This window comes from Micromonospora sp. NPDC049051, from assembly GCF_043197575.1.
Classification (GTDB): domain Bacteria; phylum Actinomycetota; class Actinomycetes; order Mycobacteriales; family Micromonosporaceae; genus Micromonospora.
Window position 1 is genome coordinate 573,256 of sequence record NZ_JBICTL010000006.1, and the last position, 21,710, is coordinate 594,965.

Genomic DNA, 21,710 nt, shown 5'->3' on the forward strand with positions numbered 1-21,710 from the left:
GAAGATATAGCTGGTGGCCGCACGGTCACGGGGTGAAAAGCGTGACAACGAGCGACTGCGCGACGGCCGTGCCCGTCGACGTGGAGCAGGTCGCCCACGACACGGTCGTGGCCCGGATCCGCCCCGACCTCGACGATCCGGTCTTCGCCGGACACTACCCCGGATTCCCGCTGCTGCCCGGGGTGCACATCTTCGAGTTCGTGTACCGGGCGGTGCGCGCCGTGGCCCCCGAGCTGGTGTTGACCGAGATCGTCAGCTGCCGTTTCCTGCTGCCCTTCCGGGGCGACGACGAACTCGTCATCACGATCCACCGCGACGGCGAACTGTGGCGGGGCGAGGTCGCCGTCGCCGCCGTGCCCGTCGCCGAGGTGTTGCTGCGCTTCGCGAGCGAGGAGTGACCGCCATGATGGGGATCGAGGAGATCAAACGGATCGTCCCGCACCGGCCACCGATGCTGCTGGTCGACCGGGTCACCGAGCTGGTGTCCCGGCGGCGGCTGGTGGGCTCCTTCACCGTCACCGGTGACCGGCCACTGCCGATGTCGCTGCTGCTGGAGTCCTGGGGGCAGGCGGCGCTGGTGCTGATCCGACACGACCGGCCGATGCCGGACGTGCTGACCGACGGCGTGCCGGTGGCCGGCGTCTTCGAACACATCCGGTTCGGCCGGCCGGTGCTGCCCGGGGAGACGGTGGAACACCGGGTCACCATGAACCGACTGGTCGCCGACACCGCCTTCGTCACCGGCGACAGCATGGTCGGGGACACCGTGGTGCTGCGGGTCGGCCGGCTCGTCGGGGCGATGCGCTCGGTGGAGTCGCTGCGGGCGTCCCTCGACACGGCGAACCGCCAGGCGGCCGTGGTGGCGACCACCGGTCCGCAGGAACCCGCCGGGGCGGTGCCGGCGGCGACAGCCTCCGGGGCGACGCGGTGAGCGCCGGCGGGCGGCCCGTCGCCCTGGTCACCGGAGGCTCGCGGGGGATCGGCCGGGCGGTGGTCCGCCAGCTGGTTCGCGACGGCTACGACGTCGCCATGTGCTACCAGTCCAGCAAGGACGCCGCCGACGAGGTCGTCGCGGAGGCGACCCGGGACGGTGGGCGCGTCCTGGCGATGATGGTCGACGTCTCCGACGCCGCGGCGGTCCGGGACTTCGTGTCGACCACCGAGCGGGAACTGGGCGACCCCGACGCGGTGGTCAGCGTCGCCGGCATCATCCGGGACAGACCGCTGGCCCTGATGGCCGACGCCGACTGGCGCGCGGTCATGGGGGTGAACCTGGACGGCACCTACCACCTGTGCCGCGCGGTGATCCGCCGGATGATGCGCCGGCGCGCCGGGTCGATCGTCACGGTCTCCTCGGTGTCCGGGGTGGCCGGCAACCCGATGCAGACCAACTACTCCGCCTCGAAGGCCGGGGTCATCGGTTTCACGAAGGCGCTGGCGAAGGAGGTCGGCCGGTACAACATCCGGGCCAACGTGGTCGCGCCGGGCTACATCGACACCGACATGATCGCCGCGCTCTCCGACGAGCTGGAGACCGTCGCCCGGGACCGGGTGGCCCTGGGCCGGGTCGGGCTCAGCGAGGAGATCGCCGAGGTGGTCTCGTTCCTGCTCTCGTCGCGCGCCTCGTACCTGACCGGCCAGGTGATCACCGTGGACGGCGGCCTCGCGATGTGACCGGCCGCCGGCCGTCGCCGGTGACCCCGGAGTACCAGGGGCCGAGCAGCCGGGTCAGGAAGTCGGTGCGGTAGGCGTCCGCTCCGATCAGGATCCTGGCCCGGTTGCGGGCCACCCCGCGCAGGATGGCGCGGGCGGCGTGCTCCGGCGTGACGGCCACCGAGCGCTCGAAGTGCTCCCGGACCGCCTGGTAGTCGCGCAGCCCGTCGTTGCGGGCGTTGCGCATGATGTTCGTCCTGATCCGGCCCGGGTACACGCAGCTCACCCCGACCGGCACCCCGTCGGCCCGCAGTTCCCGCGCCACCGCCTCCGTGAAGCCCCGGACGGCGAACTTGGCGGCGTTGTACCCGCTCTGCATGGGTGCGCCGGCCAGCCCCAGCACGCTGGAGACGTTGACCAGACGGCCACGCGAGGCGGTCAGCAGCGGCAGGAACGCCCGGGTGCCGTGCACGACCCCCCAGAAGTCGACGTCCATCACCCATTCGAGGTCTTCCCAGGTCGCGTCGGTGACCGAGGCGAGCAGGGTCACCCCGGCGTTGTTGACGACCAGGTCGGCCCGGCCGAAGTCGGCCTCGACCCGCTCGGCGTGGGCCAGCACCGCGGCCCGGTCCGTCACGTCCAACCGGTAACCGTGCACCTGGCCCTCGAACGCCGCGCAGCGGCGTACGGTCTCCCGCAGCCCCTCGTCGTCCACGTCGGAGACGGCGAGTCCGGCGCCCCGGGCGGCCAGCTCGACGGCGAGCGCGCGGCCGATGCCGGAGCCGGCGCCGGTGACCACCGCCACCCGGTCAGTGAACTCTCTCATCCTGGCCCTTCCGATCGGTCTTCGGGCCTCGGCGGTCCGCGCCCGACGCAGGATTCCTCCGCCGGCTATGGCATTCCTATGCCGCGTCGATATGTAGAGAAGCTATGAGGCGGCAGCCCGAGCCTTTCTCCCGGCAGTCCTCGACACGGCTGCCGGCCGGGTTGACGAAGGGAGAACGATGTCGAGCATCTTCGGTTCGGCGATCACCGGGCTCGGCGCCTATCGGCCCACCCGCGTGGTCACCAACCCGGACATCGCACTGCGTACGAACGTGACGACGGAGTGGATCGAGGAGCGCACCGGGATCAAGACCCGGCACAGCGCCGGCCCGGGCGAGACCGTGCCGGTGATGTCGGCCGAGGCTGGCGCGAAGGCGCTGGCGATGGCGAACGTCGACCCGTCCGAGGTCGACCTGCTCATCCTGGCGACCGCCACCAAGCGGGACCGGATCCCGGGTGGTGCGCCGGAGGTCGCGCACCGCATCGGCATCCCGGCCACCGGCGCGTTCGACCTGAACGCCGCCTGCGCGGGCTTCGCCTACTCGGTGTCGGTCGCGTCCAACGCGGTGCGCCTCGGCGAGGCGCGCAACGTGCTGGTCATCGGCGCCGAGCACCTCACCGAGTTCATCGACCCCGAGGACCCAGCGACGTACGTCATCTTCGGCGACGGCGCGGGCGCCGCGGTGATCTCCCGCTCCGGAACCGAGGGCATCGGCCCCGTGGTCTGGGGCAGCGACGGCCGCCGGGCCCCGATCCTCGGCACGAAGTGGGCCAGGGACGGCAAGGAGTACGCCTCGATGAACGGGCCGCTGGTCTACCGGTGGTCCACCAAGAACATCCCCCCGGTCGCGCGGGAGGCCTGCGCCCGCGCCGGGATCGACCTGTCGGAGATCGACTGGTTCGTGCCGCACCAGGCGAACCTGCGGATCATCGAGCAGCTCGCCGAGATCCTGGAGATCCCGGAGGAGAAGGTCGCCCGGGACGTCATCGACACCGGGAACACCTCGGCGGCCTCGGTGCCGCTCGCCCTGAGCCGGCTGCACGAGAGCGGCCGGACCAAGCCCGGCGACAAGGCGCTGCTGCTCGGCTTCGGCGCCGGCCTCGCCTACGCCGGCCAGATCGTCCGGATGCCCTGAACACCCTCTGGAAAGGACACTGACATGACCGTTGACCAGGTGGCTGCCGACGTCGAGCAGCTGACCCGAAAGCTGATGACCGAGCAGCCGGACCGGCCGATCTCCGCCGACGACACCTTCGTGGACCTGGGCCTCGACTCGCTCAAGCTGGTCGACCTGCTAGGCGCCGCCGAGGTGCACTTCGACATCGAGGTGCCGGACGAGGAGGTCGGCAACTTCGTCCGCGTCCGGGACCTGACCGACTTCGTGCTCGCGGCCAAGTGAACGCCGGCGACGGGGACGCCCGGGAGCTGTCCGTCGGTCAGGCCGCGCAGTGGGCGCTGTACCGACTCGCGCCCGAGAGCTCGACCAGCAACGTGGTGACGGCCGTGCTCGCCGAGCCGGTCCTCGACATCGACGCGCTGCGGGCCGCCCTCGTCGCCGTGCAGGAACGGCACGACCTGCTCCGGTCCCGGTTCACCGAGACCGACGCGGGGCCGGTGCGGCTGGTGGACCCCCGCGGTCCGGGGGTGGTCGAGATCCGCGACGTCGGCGATGTGGACGACGCGACGCTGCGTACGCTGATCCACGCCGTCGGCGAGCGGCCGCTGCGGCTCGAAGACGACGGCCCCCTGCGGGCGGTGCTGCTGCGGCGGGGCACGGACTGCGCGCTGGTCCTGGTCATCCACCACATCGCCACCGACGGGCTCTCGCAGTACCTGATCTGGCGGGACCTCGGCGACGCGTACCGGGTGCTGCGGGGTGGGGGCACGGTCGACTGGCCGACGCGACCGAGCTACGACGAGTTCGTCGCGCGGGAGCAGGCCATGCTGGCCGGCCCCCGGCGCGCCGAACTGGCCGAGCACTGGGCCCGCACCTGCGCCGGGGCCACCGCCGCCACCCTGCCCACCGACCGGCCCCGCTCCGCCACCCGCTCGTACCGGGGTGCGGCCGTGGCGCGGATGCTGCCGGACGACGTCGCCCGGCAGGTACGCGCCACGGCCGCCGCCCTGGCGGTCACCCCGTTCAGCGTCCTGCTCGGCGTCTTCGAGGCGCTGCTGCACCGGTGCACCGGGCAGCGCGAGTTCACCATCGGCTGCCCGGTCTCGTTGCGGCGGGGACGGGCACTGCGGGAGGTGGTCGGGATGCTGGTGAATCCGGTCGTGCTGCGCTCGTCGTTCGCCCCGGACACCACGTTCGCGGCGGCGATCTCCGGCGCGGGACGGCAGCTCTCGGACGGGGTGGCGCGCGCCGCCTACCCGTTCCCCCTGGTCCAGGCGGCCCGCCGGGACCGGGACCCGCTGGTGCGGGTCACCATCACGCTGCTCACCCGGCAGCACGGCGACACCCTGTCCGACACCAGCAACGGATTCGTCGGGCACCGGGTCCGCCAGCTGGTGGTGCCGTACGACGAGGGGCAGTTCGACCTCGCCGTGACGATCCACCAGATGCCCGACCTGTCCCTGCGTACCGAGTTCAACTACGACAGGGACCTGCTCGACCGCGCCACCGTCGAGCGGCTCTTCGACCAGTACCTGGCCCTGCTCGGCGCGGCGTGCGCCGACCCGGCCGCGTCGGTGGCCGACGCCAGTCTCGCCGGCGACGCCGACGAGCGGCTGCTGCTCGAACTCGGCATGAGCTGAGCGGACCGCTCACCCGGCGCCCGTCGTCGACGCGGTGCCGCACTGCGCCCGCACGGTGGTTGCGGGCGACCTTCCGTCAGCCCGGAGAGGGGGTTGAAATGGATCAGGGAATTCTCTCCACGGTCGGCAACACGCCCCTGGTGCGCCTGGACCGGTTGTTTCCCGAGTTTCCCGCCCGGGCGTACGCGAAACTCGAACAGTTCAATCCGGGCGGGAGCATCAAGGACCGGGCGGCGCTGAACATGCTGCGCGGGAAGATCGAGTCCGGTGAACTGGTGCCGGGACGGTCCGTGGTGGTGGAGTCCAGCTCCGGCAACCTCGCCATCGGCCTGGCCCAGATCTGCGCGTACTTCGGCATCCGCTTCATCTGCGTGGTGGACCCGAAGACCACCCGGCAGAACCTGGCGGTGCTGGCCGCGTACCGGGCCGAGATCGACATGATCGAGCACCCCGACCCGGTGACCGGCGAGTACCTGGCGGTCCGGCGACGCCGGGTGCGCGAGCTGGTGGAGACCGTGCCCGGCGCCTACCGTCCGGACCAGTACACCAACCCGCTCAACGCCGGGGCGCAGCGGCAGACCATGGCCGAGATCATGACCGAGCTGGACGGGCGGGTCGACTACCTGTTCTGCTCCACCGGCACCTGCGGCACCCTGGTCGGCTGCGCGGACTACCTGCGCGAGAACGGCCACTCCACCCGCATCGTCGCCGTCGACGCCGTCGGCAGCGCGATCTTCGGCCACCCGCCCGCGCCCCGGCTGATCCCCGGGCACGGCGCGTCCGTGGTGCCCCCGCTGGCCGCCAACGCCCGCCCGGACGAGGTGCTGCACGTCTCCGACCTCGACTGCGTGGTCGGCTGCCGGCTGCTGGCCGTGCGGGAGGCCATCCTCGCCGGCGGCTCCTCCGGCGCGACGGTGGCCGCGCTGCGGCGCCGGATCGCGGACCTGCCCGCGGGCAGCACCAGCGTCCTGATCTTCCCGGACAACGGCGACCGCTACCTCGACACCATCTACTCCGATCGCTGGGTGACCGAACAGTTCGGCGAGGTCAGCCACCTGTGGAAGGGCGACAAATGCTGATCATCGGCCATGCCGTGGTCCGGGACGTGCTCGACGGCGACGAGGTCCGGGTCATCGACCTCGTCCGGCAGGCGTACCTGCTGCACGAGCAGGGCCGCACGAGCCTGCCGCACTCGGTCTTCCTGCGCTTCCCCGACGACGCCCGCAACCGCATCATCGGCCTGCCCGCGTACCTGGGCGCCGACCCGCCGGCCGCCGGCATGAAGTGGATCTCCTCGTTCCCGGCCAACATCGAACGGGGCCTGGACCGGGCCAGCGCCGCCATCGTGCTCAACTCGCTCGAGACCGGCCGGCCCGAGGCGGTCATCGAGGGATCGGTCGTCTCCGCCCGGCGGACCGCGGCCGGCGCGGCCCTCGCCGCGCAGCTGCTGACCGCCGAGCGTCCCCCGGACGGCCTGGCGCTGATCGGCTGCGGGCTGATCAACGAGCAGGTGCTGCGTTTCCTGACCGTGGCCCTGGCGCCGCCGGCCTCCCTGGTGCTCCACGACGCCGACCCGCGCCGGGCCGAGGCGTTCGCCGCCCGCGCGGCGGCCCTGCTGCCGGCCACGACGATCAGCGTGGCGGCGAGCGCCGAGCGGGCGCTGGCCGCCCACCGACTGGTCTCGATCGCCACCACCGCCAGCGAACCGCACCTGGAGCTGACGGCCTGCCAGCCGGAGAGCGTGGTGCTGCACCTGTCGCTGCGCGACCTGCACCCCCGGTCGGTGCTGGCGGCCCGCAACGTCGTCGACGACCCCGACCACGTGTGCCGCGAGCGCACCTCGCTGCACCTCGCCGAGCAGCTCACCGGCGGCCGGGACTTCATCCACACCACCATCGGCCGGCTGGCCGGCGGTGCGGCACTGCCCCCCGCTGACGTGCCCGGGCCGGTGGTGGTCTCGCCGTTCGGGCTGGGCGTGCTGGACATCGCGCTGGCCGAACACGTCCGCCGCGCGGCGGCCGAGCGCGGCCTCGGCGTGCGGATCGACGACTTCACACCCGTAGCGGCCGCCGCCGTGGCGGCCGCCGAACCCACGAGGGAGACGACATGAGCGACGACGACCGCAGCTACCTGGTGGTGCTCAACGACGAGGAGCAGTACTCGATCTGGTGGAGCGACCGGGCGCTGCCGGCCGGCTGGCGTGCCGAGGGCACCGAGGGCACCCGTGAGCAGTGCCTCAGCCGGATCAACGAGCTCTGGACCGACATGCGGCCGAAGAGCCTGCGCCTGCGGATGGACGGCGCGTCCGTCTGACGGACCCCCGGCAGGCGTGACCCCCGGCCGTCCGCGATCGACCCCCACCCCGGAGGAGCACCCCGATGAGCACCCCTTCGTCCACCCTGCCGGCCGCCGGAGCGGGCACGGCCGACCCCGTCGTCCTGCCGGACCTGATCGCCCGCCAGGCCGCGGCGACGCCCGACGCGACCGCGGTGCTCGCCGGCGACGTCCGGGTCGGCTACGCCGAGCTGGACCGGCGCGCCAACCAGCTCGCCCGGCACCTCGTCGGGCTGGGCGTCGGTCCCGAGTCGACGGTCGGCGTGCACCTGCGCCGGGGCGTCGACCTCGTGGTCGCCCTGCTCGGGGTGTGGCGGGCCGGCGGCGCGTACCTGCCGCTGGACCCGGCGCACCCGGTGGACCGGCGGCGGTGGATCGTCGCCGACACCGGGGTGAACGTCGTGCTCACCCAGGCCGACCTGCGCGACGACGGGCTGGCCGGGCCGTCGCACGTGGTCTGCCTGGACGCCGACCGGTCCCGGATCGAGGCCGGGCCGGACACCGCGCCGCCGGTACGGATCGATCCCGACAACGCCGCGTACGTCATCTACACCTCCGGCTCGACCGGCCGCCCCAAGGGCGTGGTCGTCACCCACGGGGCCATCGGCAACCGGGTGGCCTGGACGGTCCGCCAGCACGGCCTGTCGCCGGCGGACCGGGTGTTGCAGAAGACCGCGGTGAGCTTCGACGCGGCCGGTTGGGAGTTCTTCGCCCCGCTGATCTGCGGGGCGACGGTGGCGCTCGCCCCGGACGGCGCCGAACGCGACCCGGCCGCCCTGGTGGCGGCGGTCATCCGGACCGGGGCCACCGTGCTCCAGGGCGTGCCGTCGGTGCTGAACCTGGTGACGGAGGAGCCGGACTGGCCGAGGTGCACCTCGCTGCGGCTGGTCTTCTCCGCCGGCGAGCCGCTGCACGCCGAGCTGTGCCAGCGGCTCGCGGCGGTGCCCGGGGTGCGGGTCTGGAACACCTACGGCCCGACCGAGTGCGCCATCGACGTCACCGCCCAGCAGGTCGACCTGGCCCAGCGCACCGGCCCGGTGCCGATCGGCCGGCCGCTGGACAACCTGCGCCTGCAGGTGCTGGACGCCAACCGGCGGCCGGTGCCGATCGGCGTGGTCGGCGACCTCTACGTCGGCGGGGCCGGGCTCGGCCGCGGCTACCTCGGCCGCCCCGACCTGACCGCCGAGCGGTTCGTCCCCGACGAGTACGGGCCGCCCGGCGCGCGGCTCTACCGCACCGGCGACCAGGTCCGGTGGCGCTCGGACCGCAGCCTGGAGTTCGTCGGCCGCACCGACGACCAACTCAAGATCAATGGGGTGCGGATCGAGCCGGGCGAGGTGGAGGCCGCGCTGGCCGCCCACCCCGACGTCCGGCGGGCGGTGGTCGTCGGCTTCGCCGAACCCGGCGGCAGCCCCCGGCTGGCCGCGTACGTCGCCAGCCGCCGCCCACTGACCGCCGCGCAGCTGCGCTCCTTCCTGACCGACCGGCTGCCCGAGCCCCTGGTGCCGGCCGTGTTCGTGCCGGTGGCGGAGTTTCCGCTCACCACCGGCGGCAAGGTGGACCGGGCGGCGCTGCCGCCGGTGGAGACCGCCGACCGCACGGCCTACCTGGCCCCGCGTACCGACGCCGAGCGACTGGTCGCCCGGCTCTGGCAGGAGCTGCTCGGCGTCGAGCGCGTCGGCGTGCACGACGACCTCTTCCAGCTCGGCGGGTCGTCGCTGGTGACCGTCCGCCTCGCCAGCCGGCTCGCCGCCGAGTCGGGCGTACGGATCGGGCTGCGGGACCTGCTGGCGGCGAGCACCGTCGAGGCGCAGGCCGCCCTGCTGACCGACGACGCCCCCGCGACGTCGGCGGTGGTCCCCGTGCCCCGTACGGGCGCGCTGCCGCTCTCCCCGGCCCAGCGGCGGCTGTGGCTGCTGGACCAGCTGCACCCGGGCAGCCCCGAGTGGGTGGTGCCGCTCTACCTGCGCCTGCCCGGCTCGCTGGCGCCCGACACCGTACGGGCGGCGCTGGCCGCGCTCGAGGCCCGGCACGAGGCGCTGCGCACCCGCTACCTGACCCGCGACGGCGAGCCGCAGCAGCGCGTCGACCCGCCCGGCCCCGTCGAGCTCACGGTCGTCGACGCGGCCGAGGCCCCGCTCGTCGACCTCGTGGACGCGCAGCTGCGCCAGGGCTTCGACCTGCGTACCGGGCCGCTGTGGCGGGCCACCCTGGTCACCTCGGCCGGCGCGGACCACCTGCTGCTCGTGGCACTGCACCACATCGCCTCCGACGCGAGCACCGCCGCGCTCCTGGAGCGCGACCTGCGGGAACTCTGCGCGGCGGGGGCCGCCGGCCGGGAGCCCGACCTGCCGGAACTGACGGTGCACTACGCCGACTACGCGACCTGGCAGCACCGGTACCTCACCGACGAGCTGGTCGAGCGGGAACTCGGCTTCTGGCGCGAGCACCTGGCCGGAGTGCCCGAGCTGGCCCTCCCGCTGGACCGGCCCCGGCCGTCCGAACGCGACCCGCGCGGCGCGCACGTCGAGTTCGAGGTGCCCGCGGAGCTCGCGCAGCAGCTGACCACGCTCGGCCGGAGCTGCTCGGCGACCCCGTTCATGACCATGCTGGCGGGCTTCGCCACGCTGCTGGCCCGCTACAGCGGGCAGTGGGACGTCGCCGTCGGCGCGCCCACCTCCGGCCGGCGGCCCGCCGAGGCGGAACAGGTCGCCGGGGTGTTCCTCAACCCCGTGGTGGTGCGCTGCACCCTGGACCCGTCCGCGCCGTTCGAGGCGGCCCTGCGGGCCGTCCGGTCGCAGGCCCTGGCCGCCCTCGCCCACCAGGACCTGCCCTTCGAGCGGGTCGTCGACGACCTCGTCGACGTGCGTGACCTCTCCCGTACCCCGCTCTACCAGGTGATGCTCAACGTGCAGGAGGGCGGCATCACCGGCCAGTCGACCGACGACGAGACGCTGCTGGAAGCCCTGCGCCGGGCGGCCCGGGTCGCCAAGACCGACCTCACCATGCACGTCTGGCCCCGCCCGGACGGCACCCTGGCCGGCAGCCTGGAGTACGCCACCGCCCTGTTCGACGAGCCCACCGTCCGGCGGATGGCCGAGCACTTCGTCCGGCTGCTCGCCGCGGCCGTGGCCGAGCCGGCGACCCCGCTCGACGACCTCGACCTGCTCACGCCCGACGAGCGTCAGCTGCTCCTGCACGAGGTGCACGGGCCCACCATGCCCCGCACCGCCGCCACTGTCTGCGACCTCTTCGAGGCCCAGCGCCGCCGGACGCCCGACGCGGTGGCGCTGCGGCACGGCGACCTCACCACCACCTACGCGGCGCTGGACGACCGGGCCAACCAGTTCGCCCACCACCTGCGGCACGCGGGCGTCGCCCGGGGCGCGGTGGTGGCCGTCCTGCTGGACCGGGGCGTCGACCTGGTCGCGGCGATCCTCGGCACCTGGAAGGCGGGAGCGGCCGTCCTGCCGCTCGACCCGTCGTACCCCGCCGGGCGGATCGCGCACATGCTCGCCACCGCCGGCGTGCGGCTGGGCGTCACCCAGGCGGCGTACGCGCCCCGGTTCACCGTGCCGACCCTGCACGTGGACACCCACCGGCTGATGGTCTGCGCCGGCCCCACCGACCGGCCGGAGCGCGACACCGACCCGGCCGAGACGGCGTACGTGCTGTTCACCTCCGGCTCGACCGGCCGCCCCAAGGGCGTGCTGCTGCCGCACCGGGCGGTGACCAACTTCCTCGCCTGCGCCGTCGAGACCGAGGCACTCGGCGACCGGGGTACGCGCGCGGGGCAGGGCGACGGCGCGCCGCTGTTCACCACCATCGCCTTCGACCTGTCCATTCCCAACCTGTTCAGCCCGCTGGTCTCGGGACAGTCGGTGACCCTGCTGCCCGCCGCCCTCGACATCGCCGAGCTGGGCGCCCTGCTCGTCAAGGCCGGCCCGTTCGACCGCTTCATCATGACCCCGCCGCACCTGGAACTGCTCACCGAACAGCTCGACGACGAGCAGGCGGGCCAGCTCTCCGGTCTGATCTGGACGGCCGGGGCGGCGCTGCGCGGGGAGATCGCCAACCGGTGGCTGGACCGGCTCGGGCCGGGCGGCCTCACCAACAGCTACGGGCCGACCGAGACCACCGTGATCATGACGGCCCACCCGGTCGAGACGCCGCAGACCACCGACATCGTGCCGATCGGCCGGGCGATGGCGAACACCACCGTCCGGGTGCTCGACGACGCGCTGCGGCTGCTGCCGGTCGGCGTGGTCGGTGAGCTGTGCATCGGCGGGGAGTGCCTGGCCACCGGCTACGCCGGCCGGCCGGACCTGACCGCCGAGAAGTTCGTGCCCGACCCGTACGGGCCGCCCGGCAGCCGGCTCTACCGCAGCGGGGACCTGGTCCGGATGCGCCCCGACGGGGTGATGGACTTCGTCGGCCGCGTCGACGACCAGGTCAAGGTACGCGGCTACCGCATCGAACTCGGCGAGATCCGCGCGGTCGTCGAGGAACACCCCGGCGTGGCCCAGTGCGTGGTCATCGTCCACGAGGACCGGCTGGTCGCCTTCCACCGGGGCGAGGCGCCCGACCTGGCCGCGCACTGCGCCCGGCTGCTGCCCGACTACATGACGCCCAGCCTGCTCGTGCCGGTGGCCGAGATCCCGCTCAACGCCAACGGCAAGGTGGACCGCGCCGCCCTGCTCGCCCTGCTCTCCCGCGCGGTGTCGACCGGTGCGGCCGGCGCCGAGGACGCCCTCGTCGCGCCGCGCACCGTCGTCGAGGAACGCCTCTGCGAGATCTGGAGCGACCTGCTGGGCGTGCCCGTCGGCGTACGGCACAACTTCTTCGCCATGGGCGGGCACTCCGTCCTCGCGGGCCGGCTGGTCGCCAGCCTCCAGGAGGAGTTCGACCTCGACGTGTCGCTCCGGCTCGTCTTCGAGCACCCGACCGTCGAGGCGATGGCGGGCGCGGTGGAGGACCTCATCCGGGCCGAGGTGGACGCGCTTTCCGACGCCGACCTGACCGAAGACCTGCGGCAGACCAAGGAGTACCAGGCATGACCTCGACCGCGAACCAGCCGAACCTGCGCGAGGCGTTCGTCCAACGCCGGCTGGCGGGCCGGGCCGCCGGCCGGCGCGCCGGGATCCCGACCGTCGACCGCTCGGGCGACCTGCCGCTCTCCTTCGGCCAGCAGCAGATGTGGTTCCTCAACCGGCTGGACCCCACCAGCCCGGAGTACCTGGTCTCCTCGGCGCTGCGGCTGCGCGGGCCGCTGGACGGGGCCGCGCTGGCCCGGGCGTGGGACGCCCTGATCGCCCGGCACGAGATCCTGCGCACCCGCTACGCCATGGCCGACCTGACGCCCGTGCAGGTCGTCGACGAGCCCCGCCCGCGGGAGCTGCCGCTGGTCGACCTCTCCGGGGTGGCCGAGGCCGAACGGGAGGACCGGGCCACCGAGGCGATGACCGAGCTGGCCGCCACCGGCTTCGACCTGGCCACCGAGTGGCCGGTACGGGCGACGCTGCTGCGGCTCGGCCCCACCGAGCACCTGCTGGTGCTGGTGCTGCACCACATCGCCTGCGACGCGCCCTCCACGGCGGTGCTCCTCGGCGACCTGGCCGAGCTGTACGGCGCGTACGTCCGGGGTGAGCGGTCGCCGCTGAAGCCGCCGGCGGTCCAGTTCGCCGACTTCGCGGCGTGGCAGCGCGACCGGCTGCGCGGCGAGCTGCTGGAGCGGCACCTGGAGCACTGGCGCGACCGGCTCGCCGGCCTCGCCCCGCTGGAGCTGCCCGCCGACCGGCCCCGGCCTCGCGTACGCGACTGGCGGGGCGCCTCGGTGCCGTTCGCGCTCTCCGCCGACCTCTCCGCCGCGCTGCGGGAGATCGCCCGCGACGCGGAGACCACCCTCTTCGTCACCCTGCTGACCGCCTTCCAGGCGCTGCTGTCGCGCCACACCGGCCGCACCGACATCCCCGTGGGCAGCGTGACGTCGGTACGCGACCGCGCCGAGCTGCGCAACCTGGTCGGGTACGGCATCGACAACCTCGTCCTGCGGGGCAGCTGGACGGGGGACCCGACCTTCGCCGACCTGCTGCGCGCCAACCGCGCCACGGTGCGGGACGCCTTCGCGCACGCCGACGTGCCGTTCGCCCTGCTGGTCGACGAGCTCGAACCGGAGCGGGACCTCTCCCGCACGCCGCTCTACCAGGTCGCCTTCACCCTCGGCGACGACGCTCCCGGCGGCACCTGGCCGGCCGGCCTCGCCGCCGAGACGCTCTGGCTGCCCACCCGGGTCGCCAAGGTCGACCTCCAGCTGCACGTCGTCGAGGGCGCCGACGGCCGGCTGCGCGGGCACCTGGAGTACGCCACCGCGCTCTTCGACGAGGCCACGGTGCGGCGGCTGGCCGAACACCTCGGCCGGCTGCTGGAGCACGTCGGCGCCGACCCGCACGCCCGGATCTCCGCGCTGCGCATCCTCGACGCCGCCGAGCTGGCCGCGGCGACGCCCGCGCCGGTGCGCCCCGCCGCGCCGGTGACCGGCACCGTGCACGGCGCCTTCGCCGCCACCGCCGCCGCCCACGCGGGCGCGACCGCCGTCGTGGCCGGCGCGACGCGCCTGACGTACGCCGAACTGGACGCCACCGCGAACCGGCTGGCGCACGACCTGCGGGCCCTCGGCGCGGGCCCGGAACGGCTGGTCGCGGTCTGCCTGGACCGCGGCGCGGAACTGGTGCCCACCCTGCTGGGCGTGCTGAAGTCCGGGGCGGCGTACCTGCCGGTGGAGCCGGGCGTCCCCGCCGACCGGCTCGAGTTCATGCTCGCCGACGCGGGCGCGCGGATCGTGGTGACCACCGGGACCCACCGGGCCCGGTTCGCCGACTTCGACGGCACCGTGGTGGTGCTCGACGACCCCGAGCACGCCGGGCGGATCGCCGGGCGGCCCGGCACCGACCCGGGCGTCGCCGTCGACCCCGAGAACCTGATCTACGTCATCTACACCTCCGGCTCGACCGGCCGCCCCAAGGGCGTCTTCCTGACCCACGCCAACGTGCTGCGCCTGATGACCGTGGTCCAGGACGACCTGAACTTCGGCCCCGCCGACGTGTGGCCGCTGTTCCACTCCTACGCCTTCGACGTGTCGGTGTGGGAGCTGTGGGGCGCCCTGCTGTACGGCGGCCGGCTCGTGGTGGTGCCCCGCGAGGTCACCCGTTCCCCGGGCGACCTGCTCGACCTGCTGGTCGACGAGCAGGTCACGGTGCTCAACCAGACCCCGACGGCGTTCCGCGGCCTGGTGGGGCTGGCCCGCGACGGCGACCCCCGCGTCGACCGGCTCGCGCTGCGCGCGGTCGTCTTCGCCGGCGAGAAGCTCGAGTACGCCGACCTCGGCCCCTGGGTGGCCCGGCGCGGGCTGGCCGCGCCCCGGCTGCTGAACCTCTACGGCATCACCGAGATCACGGTGCACGCCACCTACTACGAGGTGGGCCCGGAGGACCTGGCCGGCGCCGCCAACCCGATCGGCGTCCCGCTGGCCGACCTGAGCATCCACCTGCTCGACGCGTACGGCAACCCGGTGCCGGTCGGCGTCACCGGCGAGATCCACGTCGGCGGGCCCGGCGTGGCCCGGGGCTACCTGAACCGGCCCGAGCTGACCGCCCAGCGGTTCGTGCCCGACCCGTTCGGGCCGCCCGGCGCCCGGCTCTACCGCAGCGGCGACCTGGCCCGCCGGCGCGCCGACGGCAGCCTGGAGTTCGTCGGCCGCATCGACGACCAGGTGAAGATCCGGGGCTACCGGGTCGAGCTGGGCGAGATCGAGGCCGCCATCGCGGCCCTGCCCGGGGTACGCGAGGCCGTGGTCGTCGTCCGCGAGGACACCCCCGGCGACCGGCGGCTGGTGGCGTACTCGGTCGTCGACGAGCAGGCGGAGCTGCCCCGACCGGGGCAGGTGCGCGCCGCGCTGGCCCGCACCCTGCCCGAGTACATGATCCCGTCGGCGTTCGTGCCGCTGGCCCGGCTGCCGCTGACCGTCAACGGCAAGCTCGACAAGCGGGCGCTGCCCGCCCCCGACCGTACGCTGACCGCCACCGACCGGCCCTACGTGGCGCCGCGTACCGAGGTGGAGGAGCGGCTCGCCGCGATCTGGGCCGAGCTGCTCGGCCTGGAGCGGGTCGGCGTCGAGGACGGCTTCTTCGACGTCGGCGGCGACTCGATCCGCGCCGTCGCGCTCGCCGGGGCCATCCGGGCCGCCGGCCTCGACGTGCAGGTGCGCGACCTCTTCGAGCGGCGCACCATCGCCGAGCTGGCGGAGTTCCTCACCGGCCGCCCCGCCCCGGCCGCCCAGGAGCCGGCCGTCGCGCCGTTCGCCCTGATCGGCGAGGCCGACCGCGCCGCGCTGCCCGACGGCGTCGTCGACGCGTACCCCTGCACCCAGGTGCAGCTCGGCATGCTCGCGGAGATGCTCGCCGACGAGCACAACCACTACCTCAACGCCACCACCTACCGCATCCCCGACGCCGGCGAGTTCTCCCTCGACGCGTTCCGGGAGGCCGCCGCGCTGCTGGTGCGCCGGCACGAGGTGCTGCGTACGTCGTTCGACCTGACCGGCTACTCGGTGCCGATGCAGCTCGTGCACGCCACCGCCGAGATGCCCGTCGGCATGGACCGGGCGCGCGCCACCGACCGGGCCGGCCTGGAGCGGGAGCTGCGCGACTTCATCGCCGCCGAGCGGGCCGAGATGTTCGACCTCGCCCGGCCGGCGCTGTTCCGGCTGCACGCGCGGGTCTGCGCGGACGGCAGCTGGTGGCTCACCCTCACCGAGTGCCACCCCATCATGGACGGCTGGAGCTACCACTCGCTGATGATGGAGCTGGTCGGCGCGTACCACCGGATCCGCGACGGGCTGCCGGTCGAGCCGCGCCCGGAGCCGCCGGTGCGCTTCGCCGACGCGGTCGCCGCCGAGCTGCGCTCCACCGCCGAGGGGACGGACCGCGCCTTCTGGCACGACCGGGTCGCCGGCCGGGACCGGTTCGTGCTGCCCGAGGGCTGGGGCGATCCGACCGCCGAGGCGGGCGCCCAGTACGACCACTGGGTGCCGCTGCACGACCTGGAGCCGGGCCTGCGGGCGCTGGCCCGCCAGACCGGCGTGCCGTTCAAGTCGGTGATGCTGGCCGCGCACCTGAAGGTGATGAGCCAGCTGACCGACGCGGAGTCGTTCTTCACCGGACTGGTGTGCAACATCCGCCCCGAGGTCGCCGGCGCCGACCGCGTCTACGGCATGCACCTGAACACGGTGCCGTTCGTGCACGACACGGGCGCGCGGACCTGGCGGGAGCTGATCGCACGGACGTTCGCCGGGGAACTGGAGGCGTGGCCGCACCGCCGGTACCCGCTCCCGGTGCTCCAGCGCGAGGTCGGCGACGGCGGCCGGATGCTCGACGTCCGGTTCAGCTTCCACGACTTCCACCAGATCGACACCGACGAGATCGACTACGCCGACTCGATCGACGACAGCCCCAACGAGTTCCCGCTCGGCGTGATCAGCCGGCTCGGCTTCCTCACGCTGGAGGCCAACCTTCGCCACCTCGGCGTGCCGCAGGTCGCCCGCCTCGGTGGCATGTACCGGGCGGTGTTGGAGGCGATGGTGGCCGATGTGGATGGTGACGCGTCGGTGACGTGTCTGCCGGCGGGTGAGGTGTCGGTGCTGCTGGCCGACGGGGCGTCGGCGGTGGCGCCGGTGTCGCGTTCGGTGCTGGACGAGTTCGAGGCGCGGGCCGCGGAGACGCCGTCGGCGGAGGCGGTGTCGGTGCCGGGCGGCGCGGGGATCGACTTCGCGGGCCTGGACGCCCGGGCCGGGCAGGTCGCCCGCTGGCTGGCCGCCCGGGGTGTGGGTGCCGGTGCGGTGGTGGGTGTGCTGCTGGACCGGGGTGTGGAGTTGGTGGCGTCGATGTTGGGGGTGTGGAAGGCGGGGGCGGCGTTCGTGCCGGTGGATCCGTCGTATCCGCCGGGTCGCATCGCGGCGATGCTCGCCGACGCGGGTGCCCGGGTGGCGGTCACCTCGCAGCGGTACGCCGACCGCTTCGCCCCGGTCGGGGTGCAGCTGGTGCGCGTCGAGGAGATCGCCGAGACGGACGCACCGCTGCCGGCCCGCGCCACGGATCTCGACGAGTTGGCGTATGTGATTTTCACGTCGGGGTCGACGGGTCGGCCGAAGGGTGTGCAGGTGTCGCACCGGGGGTTGGCGAATCATGTGCGATGGGCGGCGGGTGAGTTGGCGTCGCGTGGTGTGGGTGGTTGTGCGGTGTTCTCGTCGGTGGCGTTCGACTTGCAGGTGCCGAATCTGTGGGCGCCGTTGGTGGCGGGTCAGCGGGTGGTGATGGTGGGTCAGGATGTGGATCTGGCCGAGTTGGGTGTGGTGTTGGCGTCGTCGGGGCCGTTCAGTTTCTTGAAGTTGACGCCGGGTCATCTGGAGATTCTGGGTCGGCAGTTGTCGGATGAGGCGTTGGCGTCGTTGGCGTCGGTGGTGGTGGTTGCGGGTGAGGCGTTGCCGGCGGCGTTGGCGAACCGGTGGCTGACGCTTCTGGGTTCGGGTGGGTTGGTCAACGAGTACGGGCCGACCGAGGCGAGTGTGGGTACGTGCATCTTCCCGGTGGAGACCGAGCAGGCGGGTCCGGTGGTGCCGATCGGTCGGGCGTTGCCGGGGATGACGATGTACGTGTTGAACCGGGACCTGCACCTCGCCCCGGTGGGTGTGGTCGGTGAGTTGTACGTGGGTGGTGTGGGTGTGGCCCGCGGTTACGCGGGTCAGCCGGCGCTGACGGCGGAGCGGTTCCTGCCGGACCCGTTCGGTGCGGCGGGCTCGCGGATGTACCGGACCGGTGACCTGGTGCGGCGGCTGCCCGACGGGGCGGTGGAGTTCGTCGGGCGTGTCGACCACCAGGTGAAGATCCGCGGCTACCGGATCGAACTCGGCGAGATCGAGGCGGTCGTCGAGGGCACCGACGGCGTCGGCGACGCGGTCGCCCTGGTCGGCGAGTCGGACCGGCTGGTGGCGTTCTACCGGCCGGCCGCGCCGGTGCCGGGTCTGCTGGACCGGATCCGGCAGCGGTGCGCGGAGCACCTGCCGGAGTACATGATCCCGGCCGAGTTCGTGGCCGTGGAGGCGATCCCGCTCAACGCCAACGGCAAGGTCGACCGGGCCGCCCTCTGGGACACCGCCGAGCCGGCGCACCGCCAGCACGTCGCCCCCGCCACCGAGCTGGAGGCGCAGCTGGCCGGCATCTGGGGCCAGGTGCTCAACCTGGAGCAGGTCAGCACCCAGGACAGCTTCTTCGACCTCGGCGGGCACTCCATCAGCGCCATCGCCCTCGTGGGCGCGCTGCGCGGCGCCGGGCACCCGGTCTCGGTGCGCGACGTCTTCGTGCACCGCACGGTCGCCGCCCTGGCGCGGCACCTCGCGGGCGGGGACGAGGCCGAGGTCGCGCCCGCCTTCCAGGCCGTCGCCCCGTTCAGCCTGCTCGACGACGCCGACCGGGCCAAGCTGCCGGCCGGGCTCGCCGACGCGTACCCGTGCGCGCAGGTGCAGCTCGCCATGCTGGTGGTCACCCTCTCCGACTCCGAGCGGCGCACCTACCACAACGTGTCGGCGTTCCCGATCCGCGACGAGCACGCCTTCGACGGCGACGCGCTGCGCCGGGCCGTGCGGACCGTCGTGGACCGGCACGAGATCCTGCGTACGTCGTTCGACCTGACCGGCTACTCGGTGCCGATGCAGCTCGTGCACGCCGAGGTGCCCGTCGACGTCACGCTGCTCGACCTGCGCGACGGCACGGACGAGGAGGCCGAGAACCGGCTGCGGGCGTACCTGGCCGCCGAGCGGTCCCGCCCGTTCACCCCCGACCAGGTCCCGCAGATGCGCATCGCCGGGGCCGCCGGCCGCGACGACACGTGGTGGTTCGTGCTGACCATGTCGCACGGCATCCTCGAGGGCTGGAGCCACCACTCGCTGCTCATGGAGATCCTCGACAACTACCGCAGCCTGCGCGACACCGGCGCACCGGCGGCGTTCGAGGCGCCCCCGGTCCGCTACGCCGACTTCGTCGCCGGCGAGATCGAGGCGCTGGCGTCGGAGGAGGACCGCGAGTACTGGCAGGGCGTCGTCGCCCGGCCGGTCTTCGAACTGCCCGCCGGCTGGGGTGAGGACGAGTCGGTCCCGGAGTACGAGTGCGGCACCCGGGTCCCGCTGCACGACCTGATGGACGACCTGCGCGAGCTGGCCAGCCGTACCGACACGTCGCTGAAGAGCGTGCTGCTGGCCGCGCACCTGAAGGTGATGAGCCAGCTCACCGCCGAGCCCGTGTTCACCAGCGGGCTGGTCAGCCACGGCCGCCCCGAGGTGACCGGCGCCGACCGGGTCTACGGGATGCACCTGAACACGCTGCCGTTCGTACACGACGCGGGCGCGCGGACCTGGCGGGAGCTGATCCGCAACACCTTCGCCGGGGAACTGGAGCTGTGGCCGCACCGCCGCTACCCGCTGCCGGCCGTGCAACGCCTGGGCGACGGGCGCCGGCCGATCGAGATCCTCTTCAACTACCTGGACTTCGAGCAGGTCGACACCGAGCGGGTCGACTTCGAGGACGCCATCTACGAGGCCAGCGGCGAGTTCGGCCTGCATGTCTCGACGCTCGGCGGGGTGCTCAACATCCTGTCCCGGCCGCACCAGGTCAGCTACCCCAACGTCCTGCGCCTCGGCGGCATGTACCGGGCGGTGCTGGAGGCCATGGTGGCCGATGTGGACGGTGACGCGTCGGTGGTGTGTCTGCCGGCGGGTGAGGTGTCGGTGGTGTTGGCCGACGGGGTGTCGGTGGTGGAGCCGGTGTCGCGTTCGGTGCTCGACGAGTTCGAGGCGCGGGTGGCGGAGGTGCCGTCGGCGGAGGCGGTGTCCGAGCCGGGCGGTCGGGCGGTCGACTTCGCGGGGCTGGACGTCCGCGCCGCCGTGATCGGGCGGCGCCTGGTCGCCCGGGGTGTGGGTGCCGGTGCGGTGGTGGGTGTGCTGCTGGACCGGGGTGTGGAGTTGGTGGCGTCGATGTTGGGGGTGTGGAAGGCGGGGGCGGCGTTCGTGCCGGTGGATCCGTCGTACCCGCCGGGCCGCATCGCGGCCATGCTCGCCGACGCCGGTGCCCGCGTCGCGATCACCTCGCAGCGGTACGCGGACCGGTTCGCCGGTGCCGGGGTCGACGTGCTCCGGGTGGACGAGACCGGGGACGACGGCGTCGAGGAGCCCGTGGCCGACGGTGCCCTGCCCGGGCCGATCGACCTGGACGAGTTGGCGTATGTGATTTTCACGTCGGGGTCGACGGGTCGGCCGAAGGGTGTGCAGGTGTCGCACCGGGGGTTGGCGAATCATGTGCGGTGGGCGGCGGGTGAGTTGGCGTCGCGTGGTGTGGGTGGTTGTGCGGTGTTCTCGTCGGTGGCGTTCGACTTGCAGGTGCCGAATCTGTGGGCGCCGTTGGTGGCGGGTCAGCGGGTGGTGATGGTGGGTCAGGATGTGGATCTGGCCGAGTTGGGTGTGGTGTTGGCGTCGTCGGGGCCGTTCAGTTTCTTGAAGTTGACGCCGGGTCATCTGGAGATTCTGGGTCGGCAGTTGTCGGATGAGGCGTTGGCGTCGTTGGCGTCGGTGGTGGTGGTCGCTGGTGAGGCGTTGCCGGCGGCGTTGGCGAACCGGTGGCTGACGCTTCTGGGTTCGGGTGGGTTGGTCAACGAGTACGGGCCGACCGAGGCGAGTGTGGGTACGTGCATCTTCCCGGTGGAGACCGAGCAGGCGGGTCCGGTGGTGCCGATCGGTCGGGCGTTGCCGGGGATGACGATGTACGTGTTGAACCGGGACCTGCACCTCGCCCCGGTGGGTGTGGTCGGTGAGTTGTACGTGGGTGGTGTGGGTGTGGCCCGCGGTTACGCGGGTCAGCCGGCGCTGACGGCGGAGCGGTTCCTGCCGGACCCCTTTGCCGCAGCCGCAGCCGGCACCGCCGCCGGGCCCGGAACCGTCGCCGGGGCGCGGATGTACCGGACCGGTGACCTGGTGCGGCGGCTGCCCGACGGGGCGGTGGAGTTCGTCGGGCGTGTCGACCACCAGGTGAAGATCCGCGGC

General features: G+C 73.5%; 12 protein-coding genes. 11 read left to right on the forward strand and 1 reads right to left on the reverse strand.

Annotation, left to right across the window (positions count from 1 at the left end; genetic code table 11):
- Positions 1 to 41: 41 nt before the first annotated feature.
- The 3 genes from ACGFIR_RS26155 to fabG are packed head-to-tail and all read left to right on the forward strand — an operon-like array spanning position 42 to position 1,674.
- Entirely contained in the window at positions 42 to 398 is a 357-nt protein-coding gene (locus tag ACGFIR_RS26155; RefSeq protein WP_393008609.1) for a hypothetical protein, read from the forward strand.
- Between the two features lie 5 nt (positions 399 to 403).
- Complete coding sequence (locus ACGFIR_RS26160) at positions 404 to 931, forward strand: 3-hydroxyacyl-ACP dehydratase FabZ family protein (RefSeq protein ID WP_393147713.1); 528 nt, start codon at positions 404 to 406, stop codon at positions 929 to 931.
- Complete coding sequence (gene fabG, locus ACGFIR_RS26165; protein ID WP_393147715.1) at positions 928 to 1,674, forward strand: 3-oxoacyl-ACP reductase FabG; 747 nt, start codon at positions 928 to 930, stop codon at positions 1,672 to 1,674. Before ACGFIR_RS26160 ends, fabG begins: the two co-directional genes overlap by 4 nt.
- On the opposite strand, the gene ACGFIR_RS26170 is transcribed toward fabG, so the two are convergent.
- Positions 1,646 to 2,479 carry an SDR family NAD(P)-dependent oxidoreductase gene (locus tag ACGFIR_RS26170; RefSeq protein ID WP_393008603.1) on the reverse strand — a complete coding sequence of 278 codons (834 nt, stop codon included), beginning with the start codon at positions 2,477 to 2,479 and terminating at the stop codon, positions 1,646 to 1,648. The genes fabG and ACGFIR_RS26170 overlap by 29 nt on opposite strands.
- A gap of 187 nt (positions 2,480 to 2,666) precedes the next feature.
- Here ACGFIR_RS26170 and ACGFIR_RS26175 point away from each other — a divergent pair, with 187 nt between their 5' ends.
- The 8 genes from ACGFIR_RS26175 to ACGFIR_RS26210 all read left to right on the forward strand — a co-directional run.
- Positions 2,667 to 3,614 carry a beta-ketoacyl-ACP synthase III gene (locus ACGFIR_RS26175; RefSeq protein ID WP_393008647.1) on the forward strand — a complete coding sequence of 316 codons (948 nt, stop codon included), beginning with the start codon at positions 2,667 to 2,669 and terminating at the stop codon, positions 3,612 to 3,614.
- 24 nt (positions 3,615 to 3,638) lie between these two features.
- Entirely contained in the window at positions 3,639 to 3,878 is a 240-nt protein-coding gene (locus ACGFIR_RS26180) for an acyl carrier protein (RefSeq protein ID WP_393008601.1), read from the forward strand.
- A complete protein-coding gene (locus tag ACGFIR_RS26185) occupies positions 3,875 to 5,236 on the forward strand; it encodes a condensation domain-containing protein (RefSeq protein ID WP_393008599.1) in 1,362 nt (453 codons plus the stop codon). The genes ACGFIR_RS26180 and ACGFIR_RS26185 overlap by 4 nt, the downstream gene beginning before the upstream one ends.
- A 98-nt stretch (positions 5,237 to 5,334) precedes the next feature.
- Positions 5,335 to 6,315 (forward strand): 2,3-diaminopropionate biosynthesis protein SbnA, encoded by a 981-nt coding sequence (gene sbnA, locus ACGFIR_RS26190; protein WP_393008598.1) that lies wholly within the window; start codon positions 5,335 to 5,337, stop codon positions 6,313 to 6,315.
- Positions 6,309 to 7,346, forward strand: a complete 1,038-nt coding sequence (sbnB, locus tag ACGFIR_RS26195; RefSeq protein ID WP_393008596.1) for a 2,3-diaminopropionate biosynthesis protein SbnB — start codon at positions 6,309 to 6,311, stop codon at positions 7,344 to 7,346. Before sbnA ends, sbnB begins: the two co-directional genes overlap by 7 nt.
- Positions 7,343 to 7,549 (forward strand): MbtH family NRPS accessory protein, encoded by a 207-nt coding sequence (locus ACGFIR_RS26200; protein WP_091630399.1) that lies wholly within the window; start codon positions 7,343 to 7,345, stop codon positions 7,547 to 7,549. The genes sbnB and ACGFIR_RS26200 overlap by 4 nt, the downstream gene beginning before the upstream one ends.
- Before the next feature lie 65 nt (positions 7,550 to 7,614).
- On the forward strand, positions 7,615 to 12,627 hold the full coding sequence (locus ACGFIR_RS26205) for an amino acid adenylation domain-containing protein (protein WP_393008594.1): 5,013 nt from the start codon (positions 7,615 to 7,617) through the stop codon (positions 12,625 to 12,627).
- A partial coding sequence (locus ACGFIR_RS26210; RefSeq protein ID WP_393147717.1) for an amino acid adenylation domain-containing protein occupies positions 12,624 to 21,710 on the forward strand: 9,087 nt, incomplete at its 3' end. The genes ACGFIR_RS26205 and ACGFIR_RS26210, both read left to right, overlap by 4 nt.

What these genes read in the sequence shown, in the direction of transcription:
- ACGFIR_RS26160 (WP_393147713.1), top strand. Translation starts at nt 404, where the DNA reads ATGATGGGGATCGAGGAGATCAAACGGATCGTCCCGCACCGGCCACCG.
- ACGFIR_RS26170 (WP_393008603.1), bottom strand. Translation starts at nt 2,479, where the DNA reads ATGAGAGAGTTCACTGACCGGGTGGCGGTGGTCACCGGCGCCGGCTCC.
- ACGFIR_RS26180 (WP_393008601.1), top strand. Translation starts at nt 3,639, where the DNA reads ATGACCGTTGACCAGGTGGCTGCCGACGTCGAGCAGCTGACCCGAAAG.
- sbnA (WP_393008598.1), top strand. Translation starts at nt 5,335, where the DNA reads ATGGATCAGGGAATTCTCTCCACGGTCGGCAACACGCCCCTGGTGCGC.
- sbnB (WP_393008596.1), top strand. Translation starts at nt 6,309, where the DNA reads ATGCTGATCATCGGCCATGCCGTGGTCCGGGACGTGCTCGACGGCGAC.
- ACGFIR_RS26200 (WP_091630399.1), top strand. Translation starts at nt 7,343, where the DNA reads ATGAGCGACGACGACCGCAGCTACCTGGTGGTGCTCAACGACGAGGAG.
- ACGFIR_RS26205 (WP_393008594.1), top strand. Translation starts at nt 7,615, where the DNA reads ATGAGCACCCCTTCGTCCACCCTGCCGGCCGCCGGAGCGGGCACGGCC.